The organism is Streptomyces hygroscopicus subsp. hygroscopicus (assembly GCF_001553455.1).
GTDB lineage: Bacteria > Actinomycetota > Actinomycetes > Streptomycetales > Streptomycetaceae > Streptomyces > Streptomyces hygroscopicus.
Genome location: NZ_BBOX01000287.1, coordinates 14,179 through 32,196, shown reverse-complemented (window position 1 = coordinate 32,196; position 18,018 = coordinate 14,179). Strand labels below are relative to the sequence as shown.

General features: G+C 71.1%; 16 protein-coding genes and 1 pseudogene. 9 read left to right on the top strand and 8 right to left on the bottom strand.

The genetic code is table 11. From position 1 onward, the window contains the following. A pseudogene (locus tag AXW62_RS46140) lies at positions 1-485 on the top strand (TerD family protein); the annotation flags it as partial. Positions 486-510: 25 nt separating this feature from the next. Here the strand turns inward: AXW62_RS46140 and AXW62_RS27030 are convergent. The 6 genes from AXW62_RS27030 to AXW62_RS27005 form a co-directional block, all read right to left on the bottom strand. Continuing rightward, positions 511-1,239 carry a TerD family protein gene (locus tag AXW62_RS27030; RefSeq protein ID WP_060946814.1) on the bottom strand — a complete coding sequence of 243 codons (729 nt, stop codon included), beginning with the start codon at positions 1,237-1,239 and terminating at the stop codon, positions 511-513. Positions 1,240-1,424: 185 nt separating this feature from the next. After that, entirely contained in the window at positions 1,425-2,600 is a 1,176-nt protein-coding gene (locus tag AXW62_RS27025; protein WP_060946812.1) for a DUF475 domain-containing protein, read from the bottom strand. A gap of 51 nt (positions 2,601-2,651) precedes the next feature. Further along, positions 2,652-3,227: a TerD family protein gene (locus AXW62_RS27020; protein WP_060946811.1), complete on the bottom strand. Its 576-nt coding sequence runs from the start codon at positions 3,225-3,227 to the stop codon at positions 2,652-2,654. A gap of 158 nt (positions 3,228-3,385) precedes the next feature. Beyond that, positions 3,386-3,961: a TerD family protein gene (locus tag AXW62_RS27015; RefSeq protein ID WP_030826001.1), complete on the bottom strand. Its 576-nt coding sequence runs from the start codon at positions 3,959-3,961 to the stop codon at positions 3,386-3,388. Between the two features lie 132 nt (positions 3,962-4,093). Continuing rightward, a complete protein-coding gene (locus AXW62_RS27010) occupies positions 4,094-4,552 on the bottom strand; it encodes a peroxiredoxin (protein WP_060946810.1) in 459 nt (152 codons plus the stop codon). 127 nt (positions 4,553-4,679) lie between these two features. Continuing rightward, complete coding sequence (locus AXW62_RS27005; RefSeq protein WP_030826007.1) at positions 4,680-5,120, bottom strand: DUF3052 domain-containing protein; 441 nt, start codon at positions 5,118-5,120, stop codon at positions 4,680-4,682. A gap of 470 nt (positions 5,121-5,590) precedes the next feature. Between AXW62_RS27005 and aceE the strand changes: the two genes are divergently transcribed. Continuing rightward, positions 5,591-8,320: a pyruvate dehydrogenase (acetyl-transferring), homodimeric type gene (gene aceE / locus AXW62_RS27000; RefSeq protein ID WP_060946809.1), complete on the top strand. Its 2,730-nt coding sequence runs from the start codon at positions 5,591-5,593 to the stop codon at positions 8,318-8,320. Positions 8,321-8,969: 649 nt separating this feature from the next. On the opposite strand, the gene AXW62_RS26995 is transcribed toward aceE, so the two are convergent. Together AXW62_RS26995 and AXW62_RS26990 are read right to left on the bottom strand one after the other, a co-directional pair. Continuing rightward, positions 8,970-9,341 carry a peptidase inhibitor family I36 protein gene (locus AXW62_RS26995; RefSeq protein ID WP_060946808.1) on the bottom strand — a complete coding sequence of 124 codons (372 nt, stop codon included), beginning with the start codon at positions 9,339-9,341 and terminating at the stop codon, positions 8,970-8,972. A 115-nt stretch (positions 9,342-9,456) separates the two neighbouring features. After that, positions 9,457-11,058, bottom strand: a complete 1,602-nt coding sequence (locus tag AXW62_RS26990) for an MFS transporter (protein ID WP_060946807.1) — start codon at positions 11,056-11,058, stop codon at positions 9,457-9,459. 128 nt (positions 11,059-11,186) lie between these two features. Here AXW62_RS26990 and AXW62_RS26985 point away from each other — a divergent pair, with 128 nt between their 5' ends. The 7 genes from AXW62_RS26985 (at position 11,187) to AXW62_RS26955 (ending at position 17,797) form a co-directional block, all read left to right on the top strand. Then, positions 11,187-11,852, top strand: a complete 666-nt coding sequence (locus AXW62_RS26985; RefSeq protein ID WP_060946806.1) for a TetR family transcriptional regulator — start codon at positions 11,187-11,189, stop codon at positions 11,850-11,852. Between the two features lie 100 nt (positions 11,853-11,952). After that, positions 11,953-13,158, top strand: coding sequence for an alpha/beta hydrolase (locus AXW62_RS26980; protein ID WP_060946805.1), 1,206 nt, complete (start codon positions 11,953-11,955; stop codon positions 13,156-13,158). Between the two features lie 86 nt (positions 13,159-13,244). Beyond that, on the top strand, positions 13,245-14,243 hold the full coding sequence (locus AXW62_RS26975) for a DUF4429 domain-containing protein (RefSeq protein WP_060946804.1): 999 nt from the start codon (positions 13,245-13,247) through the stop codon (positions 14,241-14,243). Then, positions 14,244-15,611 (top strand): sensor histidine kinase, encoded by a 1,368-nt coding sequence (locus AXW62_RS26970; protein ID WP_060946803.1) that lies wholly within the window; start codon positions 14,244-14,246, stop codon positions 15,609-15,611. It abuts the gene before it with no gap. Beyond that, positions 15,608-16,288 (top strand): response regulator, encoded by a 681-nt coding sequence (locus AXW62_RS26965; protein WP_030826030.1) that lies wholly within the window; start codon positions 15,608-15,610, stop codon positions 16,286-16,288. Before AXW62_RS26970 ends, AXW62_RS26965 begins: the two co-directional genes overlap by 4 nt. Positions 16,289-16,422: 134 nt before the next feature. Beyond that, positions 16,423-17,622 carry an alpha/beta hydrolase gene (locus tag AXW62_RS26960; protein ID WP_060946802.1) on the top strand — a complete coding sequence of 400 codons (1,200 nt, stop codon included), beginning with the start codon at positions 16,423-16,425 and terminating at the stop codon, positions 17,620-17,622. Continuing rightward, positions 17,609-17,797, top strand: coding sequence for a hypothetical protein (locus AXW62_RS26955; protein WP_060946801.1), 189 nt, complete (start codon positions 17,609-17,611; stop codon positions 17,795-17,797). The genes AXW62_RS26960 and AXW62_RS26955 overlap by 14 nt, the downstream gene beginning before the upstream one ends. The last annotated feature ends 221 nt before the right edge of the window (positions 17,798-18,018 follow it).

Genomic DNA, 18,018 nt, shown 5'->3' with positions numbered 1-18,018 from the left:
ACGACGGAGCGGCCGCGGCCGAGCCGGAGGCCGCCGCCGCCGCTCCCGAGCCCGCGCCCCCGGCCGCCGCGCCGTCCGCGCCCCCGGCGGCCCCCGGGACACCGCCCGCGCCGACGGCCGAGGCACCGACCCAGGCCCACTCCCCGGCGTACGGCTATCCGCACGCGGCGACGCCCGACCCCTGGGATCCGCATCGCACCCAGCCCATGCGGCCCCCCGCGGCGCAGGGCGACAGCGGCTACGGCTATGTGCCGCCGCAGGCCCCGGCGTATCCGCAGCCGCCCGCCCAGCCCCCGGGACAGCCCGCCTACGGCTATCCGCCGCAGCAGCCGGCCTACGGCTATCCGCAGCCGCCCGCGTACGGCTATCCGCAGCAGGTGCAGCCGACGGGGCCGGTGCCGCCGCCCCCGCCGCCGGTCCCCGCCCAGGTGCCGGACCCCCATTTCGTGCTGCCGCCGCAGGGGCCGCAGTTCCAGAACCGATGAGGGGCGGGGCCGCGGAGCGGGTGGGTCACACCTTGGACTTGTAGCCCCGGCCCCACTGGAGGCCCCATCCGTACAGCCGGTCCAGCTCCGCCTGGAAGCCGTAGACGTACTTCACCTCACGGCGGACGATCATCTCGCCCTTGACGTTCTCGATCATCACGACGGCGCACGAGCGGGCCTGCGGGGCCCGCTCGTCGAGCGGTATCTCCACCCGCGGCCCATTGCTCGGGTAGAGCGTGACCAGGCCGTGGGTGCGGTCGAAGGCAGGGGTGCCGTCGTAGATGTAGACGAAGACGAGCAGTCGCTTGATGTCGTCCTTGTGGTCCATGTTGACGTAAACCGTCTCACCGGACCCGGAGCCGAACCGGTCGTCCCCGCTGAGCTTGACGTACGGCGCCTCGTTGAGATCGCCGAAGAACTCGCCGAGCGGCTGCACCACGCCCTTGGCGCCGCTCTTCATCTCGTACATGACCGCGAGGTCGAGGTCGACATTGACCATCGCGGGCCCCTGGGCCTGCACCGGCTCGGGCTTGAACATCCGCAGCGGGTGGCGCAGCGAACCGCGCCCCGCCCTGGCATTGAAGTCCGAGGTACGCATCTGCCAGGAGAGGTTGATCCGCAGGTTGCCGGTGGCGGCCCCCTGCTTGGTCAGCGAGATCGTCGCGTTCCGCTTGGTCAGCTCGACCACTCCGGACGCGTCACCGCTGTCGAACTGACGCCACGCGGACCGTCCCCAGTTGCTCCAGAACGCCATGGTGCGCACCCCACCCTTCGTGGCCCCGCTGTCTGAAATCCGTCCAACTACCGCGGGGCGGCCGGGAGGTCGGAAGACCTCGGCCGCCCCGCTCAGAGCGTTCCTCAAACGCCGCCCTGTCACACTCCCGGAAGTCTGGCTCCCGTCATGCCCCCGGCGGCAGGATGTACGTCACACACCCGGGGTCAGACCCCGGAGGTGACTTCCGGCTTCGCCTCGGCGTCCTCGCCGGCGGCCGCCTCCCGGCGGTTGCGCACGACCGAGGACCAGTACGAGGCGCCGATCAGCACGACGCCCACCAGGCCGGTGATGACCTCGTTGATCTCGTACTTGATCGTGGCCAGCAGGATGACCGCCAGCGCGCCGATCGCGTAGTGCGCGCCGTGCTCCAGGTAGACGTAGTCGTCCAGGGTGCCCCTGCGGACCAGGAAGACGGTCAGCGACCGGATGTACATGGCGCCGATGCCCAGACCCAGCGCCATCTCGAAGATGTCGTTGGTGATCGCGAAGGCGCCGATGACCCCGTCGAAGGAGAAGGAGGCGTCGATGACCTCGAGGTAGAGGAACATGAAGAACGCGGCCTTGCCCGCGAGACCGGCCACGGAGGCGCCGGTGGAGCCCCGGGCGCCGCTGGAGCCCTTCGCCTCCCCGCCGTCCTCGCCCTGGCCCTCGGCGCCCGCCGTCTCGTCCTCGTCGTCCTCCTCGTCCTCCTCGAGCTTGTCCTCGAAGTAGCCGGAGACCCCGCCCACGATCAGGTAGGTCACCAGACCGGCGACCCCGGCCAGCAGGACGGTGGCGGTCTTGTCACCGCCGCCGTGGGCCACGTCGGTGGCCACGGTGGTGGCGGCGATCAGCAGCGCGACCAGCGCGACGACGATCGAGAACGTCTCCAGCTTGCCCAGCTTGGCGAGCGGCTTCTCCAGCCACCCCAGCCACTTGATATCCCGCTCCTCGAAGATGAAGTCGAGGAAGATCATCAGCAGGAAGATCCCGCCGAAGGCCGCGATGGCCGGGTGCGCCGCCGTGACCAGGTGCTCGTACCGGTCCTTGTCGTTGATCGCGAGATTGACGGCCTCGACGGGGCTCATCTTCGCGGTGATGGCGACGATGATCACCGGGAAGACGAGGCGCATGCCGAAGACGGCGATCAGGATGCCGAAGGTCAGGAAGATCTTCTGCCAGAAGGCGTTCATCTTGCGCAGGATGCCCGCGTTGATGACCGCGTTGTCGAACGAGAGCGAGATCTCCAGGATCGAGAGGATCCCGACGATCGCGAGCCCCTTCCACCCCCAGAGCACGCCGGCCAAGGCCAGACCGATCACCGTGACGGCGAACGACCAACCAAAGGTTTTGAGGAGCACTGCCAACCCAATCCTTCGTCGTAAGGTCTCCCCCGCGCGCTTTACGCGGCTTTACGAAACGTTGACCCCGAAGTCTAGAGCGATGCCTCGGAGACCTGACGCGTACCCCTGCCCTACGGCCCGGAACTTCCACTCGCCCCCGTAGCGATAGACCTCTCCGAAGATCATCGCGGTCTCGCCGGAGGCGTCCTCGGAGAGGTCGTAGCGGGCCAGTTCCTGGCCGTCCGCCTGGTTCACCACCCGGATGAAGGCGTTGCTGACCTGCCCGAACGTCTGCCGCCTGGCATCGGCCTCATGGATCGAGACCGGGAAGACGATCTTGTCGACCTCGGCCGGGACCTTGGTCAGGTCGATCAGCAGGGACTCGTCGTCGCCGTCGCCCTCGCCGGTGAGGTTGTCGCCGGTGTGCTCGACCGAGCCCTCGGGGCTCTTCAGGTTGTTGTAGAAGACGAAGTACTCGTCGCCGAGTACCCGCCCCGACCGGCACAGCAGCGCGCTGGCATCGAGGTCGAACGGGGCTCCGGTGGTGGAGCGCGCGTCCCAGCCCAGGCCGACGAGCACGTGTGTCAGATTCGGAGCGGCTTTGGAGAGGGAGACATTGCCCCCCTTGGCGAGTGTGACGCCCATTTCGCTGTGTCCTCCCCGGGGTGTTGCGTGGGTGATGCGCGTCCGGCGCCGCACCCCTGCCTCTGGGGTGCAGGGATGCGGCGCCGGAGGTGGCCCCCACAGGGGCCCTTGACGGCCCTCGGCGGCCTCCGTGGCCTCCGATCGGCCTTCGGCGGTGCTCAGACGTTGACGCCGAAGTCCTGCGCGATACCGCGCAGGCCCGAGGCGTACCCCTGGCCGATGGCGCGGAACTTCCACTCCGCCCCGTTCCGGTACAGCTCGCCGAAGACCATGGCGGTCTCGGTCGAGGCGTCCTCGGAGAGGTCGTAGCGGGCCAGCTCATTGCCGTCGGCCTGGTTCACCACGCGGATGAAGGCGTTGCGCACCTGGCCGAAGCTCTGCTGGCGGGTCTCGGCGTCGTAGATCGACACCGGGAAGACGATCTTGGCGACATCGGCGGGCACGGCCGCCAGGTTCACCTTGATCTGCTCGTCATCGCCCTCGCCCTCACCGGTGAGGTTGTCACCGGTGTGCTCCACGGAGCCGTCGGGGCTCTTGAGGTTGTTGAAGAAGACGAAGTTCTGGTCGTTGGCGACCTTGCCCTCGGCATTGGTCAGCAGGGCGCTGGCGTCGAGGTCGAAGTCAGTGCCCGTGGTGGTGCGGGCGTCCCAGCCCAGACCCACGACGACCGCGGTCAGGTTCGGGGCTTCCTTGGTCAGCGAGACGTTGCCGCCCTTGCTGAGGCTGACTCCCACGAGTCCTCCCAAAAAGGTTCGTCAGGAGCACTGCGTGCCCCTTCATCGAAGGTTTCCCATCAGGATCAACGCGTCGATCCTAGTGAGCGGTTCCCGGCCCCTACAGGCTTTCGAGGGCCTTGACGTAGTCGTTTACAGGGTTTCGAGGGCCTTGGCGTAGTCGTTCAGGTCCCGGGCGTCGGGCAGCCCGTTGACGACCGTCCAGCGCACCACACCCTCCTTGTCGATCACGAAGGTGCCGCGCACCGCGCAGCCCTTCTCCTCGTCGAAGACGCCGTAGGCGCGGCTGGTCTCGCCGTGCGGCCAGAAGTCCGACAGCAGGGGGTACTCCAGCCCCTCCTGCTCGGCGAAGACGCGCAGGCTGAAGGGCGAGTCGTTGGAGACCGCCAGCAGCTGGACGTCGTCGTTGACGAACGTGGGCAGCTGGTCACGGAGGGCGCACAGCTCGCCGGTGCACACGCCGGTGAAGGCGAACGGGTAGAAGAGCAGCACGACGTTCTTCTCGCCCCGGAAGTCGGAGAGCCTGACCGACTCGCCGTGCTGGTTCTTCAGCTGGAAGTCGGGGGCCTTCGCGCCGACCTCTATCGCCATGGGAGACATCCCTTCGCTCACGTTGGAAGATCACGCTGAATGATCATGTGGTGCGCCTCCACCCTACGCGCAGAGCCCCCCGCCGGACGGGACCGGAGGGGGGCTCTGGAGTGTGGATTCGCCGGCCTCAGCGCTTGCCGGTGCGCGCGGCCTTGGGCGTGACCAGACGGCTGCCCGTCCAGTCCTTGCCCGCGTTGAAGCTCTTGGTCTGGGACAGGCCGGCGGTGGTCGCGGCCTCGTTGATGTCGCTCGGCTCGACATAGCCGTCACGGCCGGTCTTGGGCGTCAGCAGCCAGACCGGTGCGCCGTCGTCGATCATCTGGATGGCGTCCACCAGCGCGTCCGTCAGATCGCCGTCGTCCTCCCGGAACCACAGCACAACGGCGTCGGCCACATCGTCGTACTCCTCGTCGACGAGCTCCTGGCCGGTGATCTCCTCGATGGCCTCGCGGAGCTCCTGGTCGACATCGTCGTCGTAGCCGATCTCCTGGACCACCTGATCGGGCTGGAAACCCAGCCTCGCGGCAGGGTTGGTCCGCTCCTCCGCGTGGTCCGCGGTCGCGCTCACGGATTGCCTCCTGTCATCTTGCGTTCACTCTTCGAGTCTGCGGGGCCCGCGCGCGTACGCGAAGGCTTGGGCGTAGTCCACACGGGCCGGGCGGATCGCGCAAGTACCCGGCCAGCGATCCCGCCCAAACGTTGACGTGTCGCCGCAACTCCATCGCGGAGGAACGGCACGCAACGCCGCACGGCCGACCGTATTGCTCAAAGATGTCCGGCTTACGTGTGTGTATCGCCACCCTACGCCGACCCGGTGCCGAACGGTCGTACGCAGACGGCCCCGGTCGTGGGCGTAAGGTTGCGAACCGGCCGTCACACGCCGAACGGCCGCCGGAGCGCCCGACTCACCCGGTGATGGTTACCACTGGGTAGAGGTGACGCATCCCGTACCCGAGGTACACGATGGAGAGCGGCGCGACAGCAGCAGAGCACGAATCCATGTGCGTGCACAGCACGACCGAAAAGCGAAGGAATAGCGTGGCTTCCGGATCCGATCGCAACCCGATCATCATTGGCGGCCTTCCCAGCCAGGTCCCGGACTTCGATCCAGAAGAGACCCAGGAATGGCTCGACTCGCTCGACGCAGCCGTCGATGAGCGAGGCCGGGAACGTGCCCGCTACCTGATGCTTCGCCTGATCGAGCGCGCCCGCGAGAAGCGGGTCGCCGTGCCCGAGATGCGCAGCACGGACTACGTCAACACCATCGCCACCAAGGACGAGCCGTTCTTCCCCGGCAACGAGGAGATCGAGCGCAAGATCCTTAACGCGACCCGCTGGAACGCGGCGGTGATGGTCTCCCGGGCGCAGCGTCCGGGCATCGGGGTCGGTGGCCACATCGCCACCTTCGCCTCGTCCGCCTCGCTGTACGACGTGGGCTTCAACCACTTCTTCCGCGGCAAGGACCACGACAGCGGCGACCAGATCTTCTTCCAGGGCCATGCCTCCCCCGGCATCTACGCCCGTGCCTTCCTGCTCGACCGACTGAGCGAGGCCCATCTGGACGGATTCCGTCAGGAGAAGTCCAAGCTCGGTCACGCGCTGTCCAGCTATCCGCACCCTCGGTCGATGCCGGACTTCTGGGAGTTCCCGACGGTCTCCATGGGCCTGGGCCCGCTCGGCGCGATCTTCCAGGCGCGGATGAACCGCTACATGGAGGCCCGCGGCATCGCCGACACCTCGAACTCCCACGTCTGGGCGTTCCTGGGGGACGGCGAGATGGACGAGCCCGAGTCGCTCGGCCAGCTCTCCCTGGCCGCCCGTGAGGGCCTGGACAACCTGACCTTCGTGGTCAACTGCAACCTGCAGCGGCTGGACGGCCCGGTGCGCGGCAACGGCAAGATCATCCAGGAGCTGGAGTCGCAGTTCCGCGGCGCCGGCTGGAACGTGATCAAGCTGGTCTGGGACCGCACCTGGGACCCGCTGCTGGCGCAGGACCGCGACGGCATCCTGGTCAACAAGCTGAACACCACGCCGGACGGCCAGTTCCAGACCTACGCGACCGAGACCGGCGCCTACATCCGCGAGCACTTCTTCGGCGACGACCAGCGGCTGCGCAAGATGGTCGAGGGCATGACCGACGACCAGATCCTGCACCTGGGCCGCGGCGGTCACGACCACAAGAAGATCTACGCGGCGTACGCGGCGGCCAAGGCCCACAAGGGCCAGCCGACGGTGATCCTCGCGCAGACGGTCAAGGGCTGGACGCTCGGCCCGAACTTCGAGGGCCGCAACGCGACCCACCAGATGAAGAAGCTCACGGTCGACGACCTCAAGCGCTTCCGCGACCGGCTGCACCTGCCGATCCCGGACAAGGAGCTGGAGTCCGGCCTGCCGCCGTACTACCACCCGGGCCGGGACTCGGAGGAGATCCAGTACATGCACGACCGCCGCAAGGCGCTGGGCGGCTACGCGCCGACCCGTGTCGTGCGCGCCAAGCCGCTGCAGCTGCCGGGCGACAAGACCTACGCGGCCCTCAAGAAGGGCACCGGCCAGCAGCAGATCGCCACCACCATGGCGTTCGTGCGGCTGCTGAAGGACCTGATGCGGGACAAGGAGATCGGCAAGCGGTTCGTGCCGATCGCGCCCGACGAGTACCGCACCTTCGGCATGGACTCGCTCTTCCCGTCCGCGAAGATCTACTCCCCGCTGGGCCAGACGTACGAGTCGGTCGACCGTGAGCTACTGCTCGCCTACAAGGAGTCGCCGACCGGTCAGATGCTGCACGACGGCATCTCCGAGGCGGGCTGTACGGCCTCGCTGATCGCGGCGGGGTCCGCCTACGCCACGCACGGCGAGCCGCTGATCCCGGTCTACGTCTTCTACTCGATGTTCGGCTTCCAGCGCACGGGTGACCAGTTCTGGCAGATGGCCGACCAGCTGGCGCGCGGTTTCGTTCTGGGCGCCACCGCCGGCCGTACGACCCTGACCGGTGAGGGTCTGCAGCACGCGGACGGCCACTCCCAGCTGCTGGCCTCGACCAACCCGGCGGTCGTCGCCTACGACCCGGCGTTCGGCTTCGAGATCGCCCATATCGTCCAGGACGGTCTGCGCCGGATGTACGGCGAGAACAGTGAGGACGTCTTCTACTACCTCACCGTCTACAACGAGCCGATCCAGCACCCGGCCGAGCCCGAGAACGTGGACCGCGAGGGCATCCTCAAGGGCCTCTACCGCTACCGCCAGGGCGAGAAGGGCGCCCACGCGGCGCAGATCCTCGCCTCCGGTGTCGCGGTGCCGTGGGCCCTCGAGGCCCAGCGGATACTGGCCGAGGACTGGGACGTCAAGGCGGACGTCTGGTCCGCGACCTCCTGGAACGAGCTGCGCCGGGACGCCGTCGAGGCGGAGGAGCACAACCTGCTCCACCCCGAGGAGGAGCAGCGCGTTCCGTACGTCACCCGGAAGCTCGCGGACGCAGAAGGCCCGAAGGTGGCCGTCTCCGACTGGATGCGGGCGGTTCCCGACCAGATCGCGCGCTGGGTGCCCGGTGCGTACCAGTCGCTGGGCGCGGACGGCTTCGGCTTCGCCGACACGCGCGGCGCGGCGCGGCGCTTCTTCCACATCGACGCCGAGTCGATCGTGCTGGGTGTGCTGACGGAGCTGGCGCGCGAGGGCAAGATCGACCGCTCGGTGCTGAAGCAGGCGATCGACCGCTACCAGCTGCTGGACGTGGCCGCGGCCGACCCCGGCCCGGCGGGCGGCGACGCGTAGCCGTCTGCGACGGCGATGAGCACCCGGACGCGGGGGCGGGCTGGATCCAGCCCGCCCCCGCGTTGTCGTATGCCCCGGCGCCCCCTGACATGCCCCGTCGCCCCTGTCGCGCCTGGGGCGGCGCCCCAGGCGGCCCCAGGGGCGACGGGGGCGGCTGCGGGAGGGCGCGGCGCCGCCGCGCCCTCCCGCAGCCAGGACCAGGGGTTTTCGCCCGGTCCCCGGTCCTCGGCCCCTGCGCCGGACCTGGCTCGGCTGGTTCGCCAACCCGGTCCGGCGCCCGGCCCCGGCCGGGCCCCCGCCCCTGGAAGACGTGCCGTCCTCGGCCGACGGCGGGACACCACTGACCGAGGACGCCCATGCCCGCCGCGAACGGACGGGCTCCCCCGGCGGTTCCCCGGGACCCGGGAGCAGTGCCCCGGGATCCTGGAGCAGTGCCCCGGTGTCCGAGGGCGGAAGCCCAGGGTCCGAGGGCGGAGCCCCAGGAACCGGGAGCGGCGCCCCGGGGGCCGGGGACGGAGCCCCAGGAACCGGGAGCGGAGCCCCGGTACCCGAGGGCGGCGCCCCGGTACCCGAGGGCGGTGCCCCGGGATCCGGGGGCGGTGCCCTCTGAGCCCCGGGCAGTGCGGCCCCGTGAGGCACGCGGTGCGGGTCAGCGCTCCCAGATCTTGAAGGCCCGTACCTGGTACGGGGTTTCCGGGGCCCAGGAGCCGGTGGGGTAGGTGCGGAACTCGGCCGTCTCGGCGCATTCGCGGCTCTGGTACGCCGTCACCGGGCGGCCCGTGCGGTTCGCCAGCGAGGCGGCGGTGGTGCCGGACGGCAGCGGCACACAGCTTTCGATGTCGACTCCGGCCAGTTCATGGGTCTGGCGGGCCCCGGTGAAGTCGCCGCCGCGCCACAGGCACAGCTGGCCGGTGCCGCAGCTGCCCAGCCGCGGTGGCGCGGCGGCCCATGCGGCGGCGGCCGGGACGAGGGCGGCGGTGAGGGCCAGGGCCGGGACGGCGGCCTTAATGATCTTGCGCATGACGTTTTCGCTCCCCGTGTGGACAAAGCAGAACGGGAGCCAGCCTGTCGCCGGCTCCCGTCCGTCACCATGGGGTCGATCAAGGTCCACCCTGATAGGGGGTGGACCGCGGGGGTCAGATGTGGACGGCCCCGCCGGCCGCCTCCGCGTTGTCCCCGCGCTTGGTGAAGCCCGCGACCAGGGCCGCGACCGCCGAGACGACGGCGGCGACGGTGAAGGCGAGGCCCATCCCTGACACGAAGGTGTCATGCGCGACGGCCGTGATCTTCGCCGCGATCTCCGGCTGCGTGCCCTTGGGCACCGGCGCGATGCCGACCTCGACGGCGTCCGACGCCTTGGACGCCGCACCCTCGGGCATCGGCGGCAGCCCGGCACCGGCCCACTTCTCCGGCAGCGTGTCGTCCACCTTGCCCGCCATGACCGCGCCCAGCACGGCCGTGCCGAGGCTGCCGCCGACCTGCATCGCGGCCTGCTGGAGGCCACCGGCCACACCGGCGTGCTGGATCGGGGCGTTGCCGACGATGACCTCGGTGGCGCCGACCATCACCGGGCCGAGGCCGAAGCCGAGCAGGGCGAACCACACCGACATCTCGACACTGCCGCTGTCCACGTCCAGCCGGGAGAGGCCGTACATGGAGACCGCGGTGATCACCATGGAGATCACCAGCGGCAGCCGCGGGCCGAACTTGGTGATCAGCGCACCGGCCAGCGGCGAGGCAATGATCATTGTCGCGGTGAGCGGCAGCAGCCGCAGCCCGCTGTCGACGGGGCTCAGCCCGTGCACGTTCTGCAGGTAGAAGGTGACGAAGAACAGCCCGCCCATGAAGCCGAAGGCCATGAGCACCATCAGCACGCTGCCCGCGCTCAGCGCCACCGAACGGAACATGCTGAGCGGCAGCAGCGGCTCCGGCGTCCGGCCCTCCCAGAAGACGAAGACGGCGAAGCAGACCGCCGCCAGGCCCAGGAAGAGCAGTGTGCGCTGGTCGCCCCAGTGCCAGTCGGCGGCCTTGATCAGCGCCCAGATGAGGCAGAACATCGCACCGGACAGCAGCACGATGCCGGGGATGTCGAAGGACCTGGGGGCCTTCTCGGCCCGGTGGTCCACCAGCAGCAGCAGACCGAGGACCAGGGCCAGCACGCCGACGGGCGCGTTGATGAAGAAGACGGACTGCCAGTTGACGTGCTCGACGAGCAGTCCGCCGACGATGGGCCCGGCGGCGGTGGAGGCGCCGATCACCGCACCCCAGATGCCGATCGCCATATTGAGCTTCTCGGCGGGGAAGGTGGCGCGCAGCAGTCCGAGCGCCGCGGGCATCAGCAGCGCACCGCACAGGCCCTGCAGCACCCGGAACGCCACGACGAGCGAGACCTCGCTCGAGAAGCCGATGGCCGCCGAGGAGAGGGCGAAGCCGACGACGCCGATCAGGAAGGTCTGGCGGTGGCCGAAGCGGTCACCGAGCTTGCCCGCCGTGATCAGCGCGACGGCGAGGGCCAGCAGATAGCCGTTGGTGATCCACTGCACCTCGGCGAGCGAGGCGCCGAGGTCCTTCTGGATCGCCGGGTTGGCGATGGCGACGATCGTGCCGTCGAGGGCGACCATCGTCACGCCGAGGGCGACGGTGAGAAGCGTCAGCCATGGGTGACCCCGAAGCCCCTTGGGGGCTTCGGCTATGGGAGGTTCCGGCGCCGAATCGGCGACGGTGGTCGAAGACGTCATGATGCGAGGCTAATGTCAGCGTCTGACAAATGACAAATTGATTCATCCGCTGGTGGCTGACGCTTTTTCTCACAGGTATCCTGAGCAGCCGTAACGCGCCCCGAACGCGGCAGAAAGCGAGCCGACAGGTGACAACGGACGAGGCAGTGGCGGACCCGGCGACGCCTCCACCGGCAGGGCTGCGCGAGCGCAAGAAGCGGCGGACACGAGGCGCCCTGATGCGCTCCGCACTGGAGTTGTTCACCCGTCAGGGGTACGAGCGGACCACGGTCGACGAGATCGCCGACGCGGTCGACGTCTCCCAGCGCACCTTCTTCCGGTACTTCGGCAACAAGGAGGAAGTCGCCTTCGCCACCCAGGAGTCGGCCGAGCGCCACTTCTTCGCCGCCCTGTGCGGGCGCCCCGCCGACGAGGCCCCGCTGACCGCGCTGCGCCACGCGGTCCTCGACGCCTGGGGGGCCACCGGAGACGCCATCGAGCAGATGGTGCCGCCCGAGCTGCACATGCGGATGTACCGGTTGATCGAGTCGACGCCGAGCCTGCTCGCCGTGCATCTGCGCCGCACCGCCGAGCTGGAGGAGCGGCTGGCCCGCGAGATCGCCCGCCGCGAGGGGCTGGACATCGACACCGACCCGCGGCCGCGGCTGGTGGTCGCGATGTTCGGCGGGGTGATCCGGGTGGCCGGGAAGCTGTGGGTCGAGGGCCAGGACGACAGCACGGTCACGCTGCGGGACATCACCGCGTTCCATCTTGATTACGTGGGCCCCGCCCTCGCCGAACAATGGGACAAATAGCACCAATTCCGGCATTGGTCCCAGGAATTCCCTCCCTCAAACGTGAGATGAATCACGGCATTTGGCACCGGGTGCCGCGCTTCTCCTAGGGTGTTCCGCGGTGACTTCCTTCTCGGAGCTCGGCTCCCCCTCCCCCGGTTCCGCCGCCTGGCGCGCCCTGCTCGCGCTGGCGGTGGTTTTCGTCCTCCTGGCCACCACCGGCTGGACCGCCGTACGAAGCCACGCAGGAGCCCCGGACCCGCTCTCCGCGTCGGTCGACGCCTGGCGCCACGGCACGCTCGGCGGCCGTGCGCTGCCCGATCCGTACGGCTCACCGCGTACGCTCAGCCGCTGGTTCGACTCGCTCACCAAGGCCCAGACCGACCGGCTGGTGCGCCGCTACCCGCTGACCGTCGGCAATCTCAACGGCGCTCCGGTGGCCCTGCGCTACCGCGCCAACCGCGTCGCCCTGGCCCAGGCGCGCACCGCCGAGCGCAAGCGGATGGACGACCCCCGGCTGACGCCGCTGGGCCGGGCCGACGCGGCCCAGCGGATGCACCGCTACCAGGATCTGCTGCGCGCCGGGCGGCAGATCTTCTCCTTCGACCCGTCGGGCGCCGGACGGGCCGCCGAGGTCTTCGGCGACCTCGCCCACGCCAACCGGGTCTCGATCGTGGTGCCGGGCGTGGACACCAACATCCTGACGTTCGAAAAGACCGGGCGCCCGTACACCGCCACGGTCGGGATGGCCCGTGCGCTCTACGAGAACGAGCGGTCCCACGCCCCGGACATCAAGACCGCCGTGATCGCCTGGGCCGACTACACCTCCCCCGCCGGGATCGGCATGGACGCGGCCACCGGCAAGCTGGCCGCCCAGGGCGCGGTGCGGCTGCGCGCGGTGGTCAACGCGCTGCCCTCGCTCTCCCGGGTCTCGCTGATGTGCCACAGCTACGGCTCGGTGGTGTGCGGGATCGCCGCCCGCGACCTGCCGCCCAAGGTCACCGATATCGCGGTGGCCGGCAGCCCCGGCATGCGCGCCGCCCACGTCTCGGATCTGGGGACCAGCGCCCGGGTGTGGGCGATGCGCGACTCCGGCGACTGGATCGAGGACATTCCGCATCTGGAGTTCGGCGGGCTCGGCCATGGCGCGGACCCGCTCTCCTCCGGCTTCGGCGCCCGGGTGCTGTCCGCGGCCGGGGCCGATGGGCACGCCGGATACTTCGAACCGGGCACCACCAGCCTGGACAACTTCGCACGGGTGGGAATCGGCGCCGTCACGTCCGTGAGCTGCGGCAACGGTGACGACTGCACCGCGGGGCTGCGCTGAGGCCGGACGGAAACACCGGAAACTCTAGTGACGCGCGTAGCCGCAAAGGGGGACGGGCGGCCCGCCGCCGCAATACGATGAGCCGCATGGGTGATGTGCTGGCCGGTTTTCAGACCGTCTGGGAGTTCGACACCGACTCCGTGCTCATCCGCTTCGAACGGGGGATCCGCACGCCGAAGCTGCTCCAGGCGCTCGGCGAACGCCGCATCCCCTTCGAGGCGCTGTCCGGGGTGGAACTCACCCCCGGCAAACGGGGCACGGTGGTGCTGCGCGCCGTGCCCAGACCGGGCGCCGACCCGCTGATGGACGCCGCCGACGGCCAGCTCAAGGAGGCGTACGACCCGTACCGCCTGGTGCTGCCGGCCGAGCGGGAGACGCTCGCCGACTACTACGCCGAGCAGCTCCGCGGCGTCCTCGGCCCCGACGCCGCCACCCCCGCCGAGACCCACCTGGTGACCGTGCCCGCACCGCCGCTGTCCTTCAAGGCGTACGACGGCAAGGCGTCCTTCGACGGCAAGGCGGTCTCCTTCCGCTGGTTCTGGACCGGGGCCTCCTCGGAGAAGTGGAAGGCCGGGGACCAGCGCTTCCGGATCGACGAGCTGACCGGTGTGGAATGGCGTTCACCGGAGAGCCGGGGCTCGGCGGGCACCGCCCCCAAGGACGACCCGGTCAACGGGGGTGGGCTCGAAGGCGGTTCCGCCAGGGGCGGCACGGCCAGGAACGGCACCGGCAAAGGCTCCCCCAAGGGCGGTGGCCACGGCCATCTGCGACTGCTGCGGCGCTCCGCCGAGAACCAGCCCGCCGGCCGCGCCGACAAGGACCCGGCGGCCGTCGTCTTCGGAATGGGCTACGGCCTCGTCCACCAGTCGCTGCCGTTCGCCGCGGCCGTCCTGGAGGCCATCCGGGTCTCCTCCCCGGTGCCGTGCACCGAGGGCGCCCCGGCCCCGAACCGGGCCGCCGCCCCGCGCCGCGACCCCGCCGACATCGCCGAGCGCATCCGTCACCTGGGCGAGTTGCACACCGCCGGGCTGCTGACCGACGACGAGTTCAGCGCGAAGAAGGCCGAGCTGCTGGCGGAGCTGTAAGTGGCCCCGCCCTCCTCCGCACCGGCGGACGCGGCCGCCGGCCCGGCGTCCACCGCCGCCTCCACCGCGCACCAGAGCCTGCCCAAGGTCGCCCGGCGGCACGCGGGCGCCCTCGCCCGCGCCCTGGTGACCCCCAGCTATCCGGCGACACCGCTGTTCGCCCAGTCGCCCCGGCGCTGGCTGCGCCGGGTGCCCTACGGCGTGGCGGTGATCCTCACCACCATCCTGGTCCCCACCTCCGCCCAGGTCCTCTCCCACGACTACGGAGTGGGCGGCGGTCTCGCCACGCTGATCGGCATCGCCCAGGCCACCCCGCTGCTGCTGTCGGTCACCCGCCCGCTGCAGGCGTGGTGGATCGTCTTCCTCACCGATGTCGCCTGCGCCCTGCTGGTGCTCGGCACCGCAGATCTCGACCACCGGGTGTGGCCCTGGCCGCCCGGCGCCATCATCGGCTACCTCTTCCTGCTGCTCGCCCTCGCGCTGCGCGAACCGCGCCGCACCCTGGTGGCGGTGTGGCTGGTCACCGGCGCCGCCGGGCTGGTGCTCGGGATGGCCTTCCCGGAGCAGAGCAACGGCAGCAACGTGGTGCTGTTCGTGCTCGGCGGGGTGGTGCTGCTCGTCGCCGGCGCGCTGCGCGAACGCGGGGACGCCCAGCGGCGGCTGGCCGAGCAGGAGACCATCAGCGAGGCCGAACGCGCCCACCGCACCCTGCTGGAGGAGCGCGCCCGGATCGCCCGGGAGCTGCACGACGTGGTCGCCCACCACATGTCCGTGATCACCGTGCAGGCGGACAGCGCCCCGTACCGGATCGGCGGGCTGCCCGCCGACGCGGAGCGGGAGTTCTCCACCATCGCCGCCACCGCCCGCGAGTCCCTCGCCGAGATGCGGCGGCTGCTGGGCGTGTTGCGCAGCGAGGAGACCCGCGATGAGCGGGCGCCGCAGCCGGGTCTGCGGCAGGTGCCGCAGCTGGTCGAGGCGACGGTGCGGGCCGGCATACCGACCACCCTGACCATCGCGGACGACGTGGCCGGCCTGGAACCGCTGCCGCAGGCCGTGGGGCTGTCCGCGTACCGCATCGTGCAGGAGGCGCTGGCCAATGTGGTGCGGCACGCACCGGGCGCCGCCACCCGGGTGGCCGTCTCGGCCGAGGACCGCTCGGCGCTGACCCTGCTGGTGGTCAACGGCCCGCCGGCCGGCGCGCCCGCCAAGCCCCTGGAGACCAGCGGCACCGGCCATGGCCTCGTCGGCATGGTCGAACGCGTACGGCTGGTCGGCGGCACGCTCGACACCGGTCCGCTTCCCGACGGCGGCTTCCGCGTCGCGGCCCGGCTCCCCCTGACCGACCTCGAAGAGACGGACCGCTCATGACCATCAAGGTGATCATCGTCGACGACCAGGCGATGGTGCGGGCGGGGTTCGCCGCGCTGCTCGCCGCGCAGAGCGACATCGACGTCGTCGGCGAGGCGCCCGACGGGCGGGAGGGTGTGCGGGTCAGCCGCCGGACCCACCCCGACGTGGTCCTGATGGACGTCCGGATGCCCGAGATGGACGGGCTGGCGGCGGCCCGGCAGCTGCTGGACCCGCCGCGCGGGGTCACCCACCGGCCGAAGGTGCTGATGCTCACCACCTTCGACGTGGACGACTACGTCTACGAGGCGCTGCGCGCCGGGGCCAGCGGTTTTCTGCTGAAGGACGCCCCGCCGGCCGATCTGATCTCGGCGGTCCGGGTGGTGGCGGCGGGCGAGGCGCTGCTCGCCCCCTCCGTCACCCGCCGGCTGATCGCCGACTTCGCCCGCCAGCGTCCCGCCCCGCGCCGCGACGGCCCCGCCCTGCTGCGCGGCCAGCTGACGCCGCGTGAGACCGAGGTGCTGGAGCTGATCGCCCGGGGCCTGTCCAACCAGGAGATCGCCGAGTCGCTGGTGCTCGCGGAGCAGACGGTGAAGACGCACATCGGCCGGGTGCTGGCCAAACTCGGCCTCCGCGACCGCGCCCAAGCGGTGATATTCGCCTATGAGTCGGGTCTGGTGACGCCGGGCGCCCAGTGACCCGGCCGGGCGGCCCGGATGGGCCACCCCCTACTGGGGTATGACCTCCCACTTGGCACCGGGGGGTGACGTACCGCCACCCGAGGACTCCTTACCTTTCCCTCCGCCACCGACGGAAGAGGGAAGACCCGGCCATGTCCCAGACGCCATCCACCAGGCACTACGCGCGACGTCTGATCACGGCCGCGCTCACCGTCACCGTCATGGCGGGGACGGCCGGCTGGACCGTGGCGCACGAGGAGCGGGCCGTCACCGGGCCGCCGCCCGGAACCGCCGCCTGGCGGTCGGACCACTCGCTGGGCGGGGCCGGGCGCGAGCTGCCCGATCCGGCCACCGCCTCGCCCGCCGGGATCGCCCGGTTCTTCGGCCGGCTCACCGACGCCCAGCGCGAGGCGCTGGTCATCCGGCATCCCGAGGTCGTGGGCAATCTGGACGGCGTACCGGCGGCGGTGCGCTACGCGGCCAACGCGCGGGCGATCCGGGCCGCCTGGCGCACCGAGCGGAAGGCCGATCCGAAGAGCCCGCTCGCCGCGCGATACGCGGCGCTCCTCGAGCCCGGCCGGCAGATCCTCGCCTTCGATCCGCGCGGACGCGGCCAGGTGGCGGAGGTCTACGGGGACCTGACAACGGCGCGGCGCACCGCCGTGATCGTGCCCGGCTCGGACATCGACCTGACCGACTTCGACCGCGCGGGCGACCCGTACGGCACCCCGGCCGGGATGGCGCGGGCGCTGCGGGCGCGGATGGCCGAGGACGCGCCCGCCACCCCGACCACCGTCATCGCCTGGGTCGGCTACACGACCCCGGTCGGGCTGGGCCCGGACGCCGCCACCAGCCGGCTGGCCAGGGCGGGCGCGCCCCGCCTGGACCGGTTCCTGGCGGGGCTCGCCGTGACCACCGCGGCGACCGCCGACGCCCCGCCCGCCGTCTTCTGCCACAGCTACGGCTCGGTGGTCTGCGGGCTGGCCGCCTCGGCGATGGACCGCACCCGCGTCTCCGACCTGGTGGTGCTGGGCAGCCCGGGGATGCGCGCGGACAGCGCCGAGGGACTGGGCACCGGGGCCCGGGTCTGGGCGGCGCGGGACCGCACCGACTGGATCCGGCGGGTGGCCGGCTACGACCTCCTGGGCCTGGGCCACGGCGCGGACCCGACCGATCCGTCCTTCGGCGCCCGGGTGGTCTCCGCCGAGCGCGCCGAGGGCCACACCGGCTACTTCGCCCCCGGTACGGACTCGCTGCGCAACTTCTCCCGGATCGCCCTCGGCGACTTCGACGGCGTCCGGTGCGCCTCGCAGGCTCACGACGGCCCGGACTGCCGCGATGGCCTGGTCTGACCGCCGCCGCCCCGGCGCACTGGTCGCGCTGAGCGCGTATCTCTTCGCGGCGGACCGCCCGGCCCAGGACGCCGACGGTGCGACCGCCGCGACCCGCCGGGCGGTGCTGCGACGCGCCGCCGTCGCGGCGGTCGCGCTGTGCGTGACGACCGCGCTGGAGATCGGCTGCCGCTGAACCGCGCCGCCAGAGCGCCAGGGCTGCGGTTCGCACAGCGGGGGTCGCCCTCGTCGCGGGCGCCCAGCCGGGCCGGACCGAGCTGAACCGAGCCGGACGAGCCGGACGAGCCGGAACCGGACCGAGCCGAACCGGACCGAGCCGCACCGAGCCAGGCCGGACCGAGCCGAGCCGGGCCGGGCCGGACCGAGCCGAGCCGGGCCGAGCCGGGCCGGGCCGGA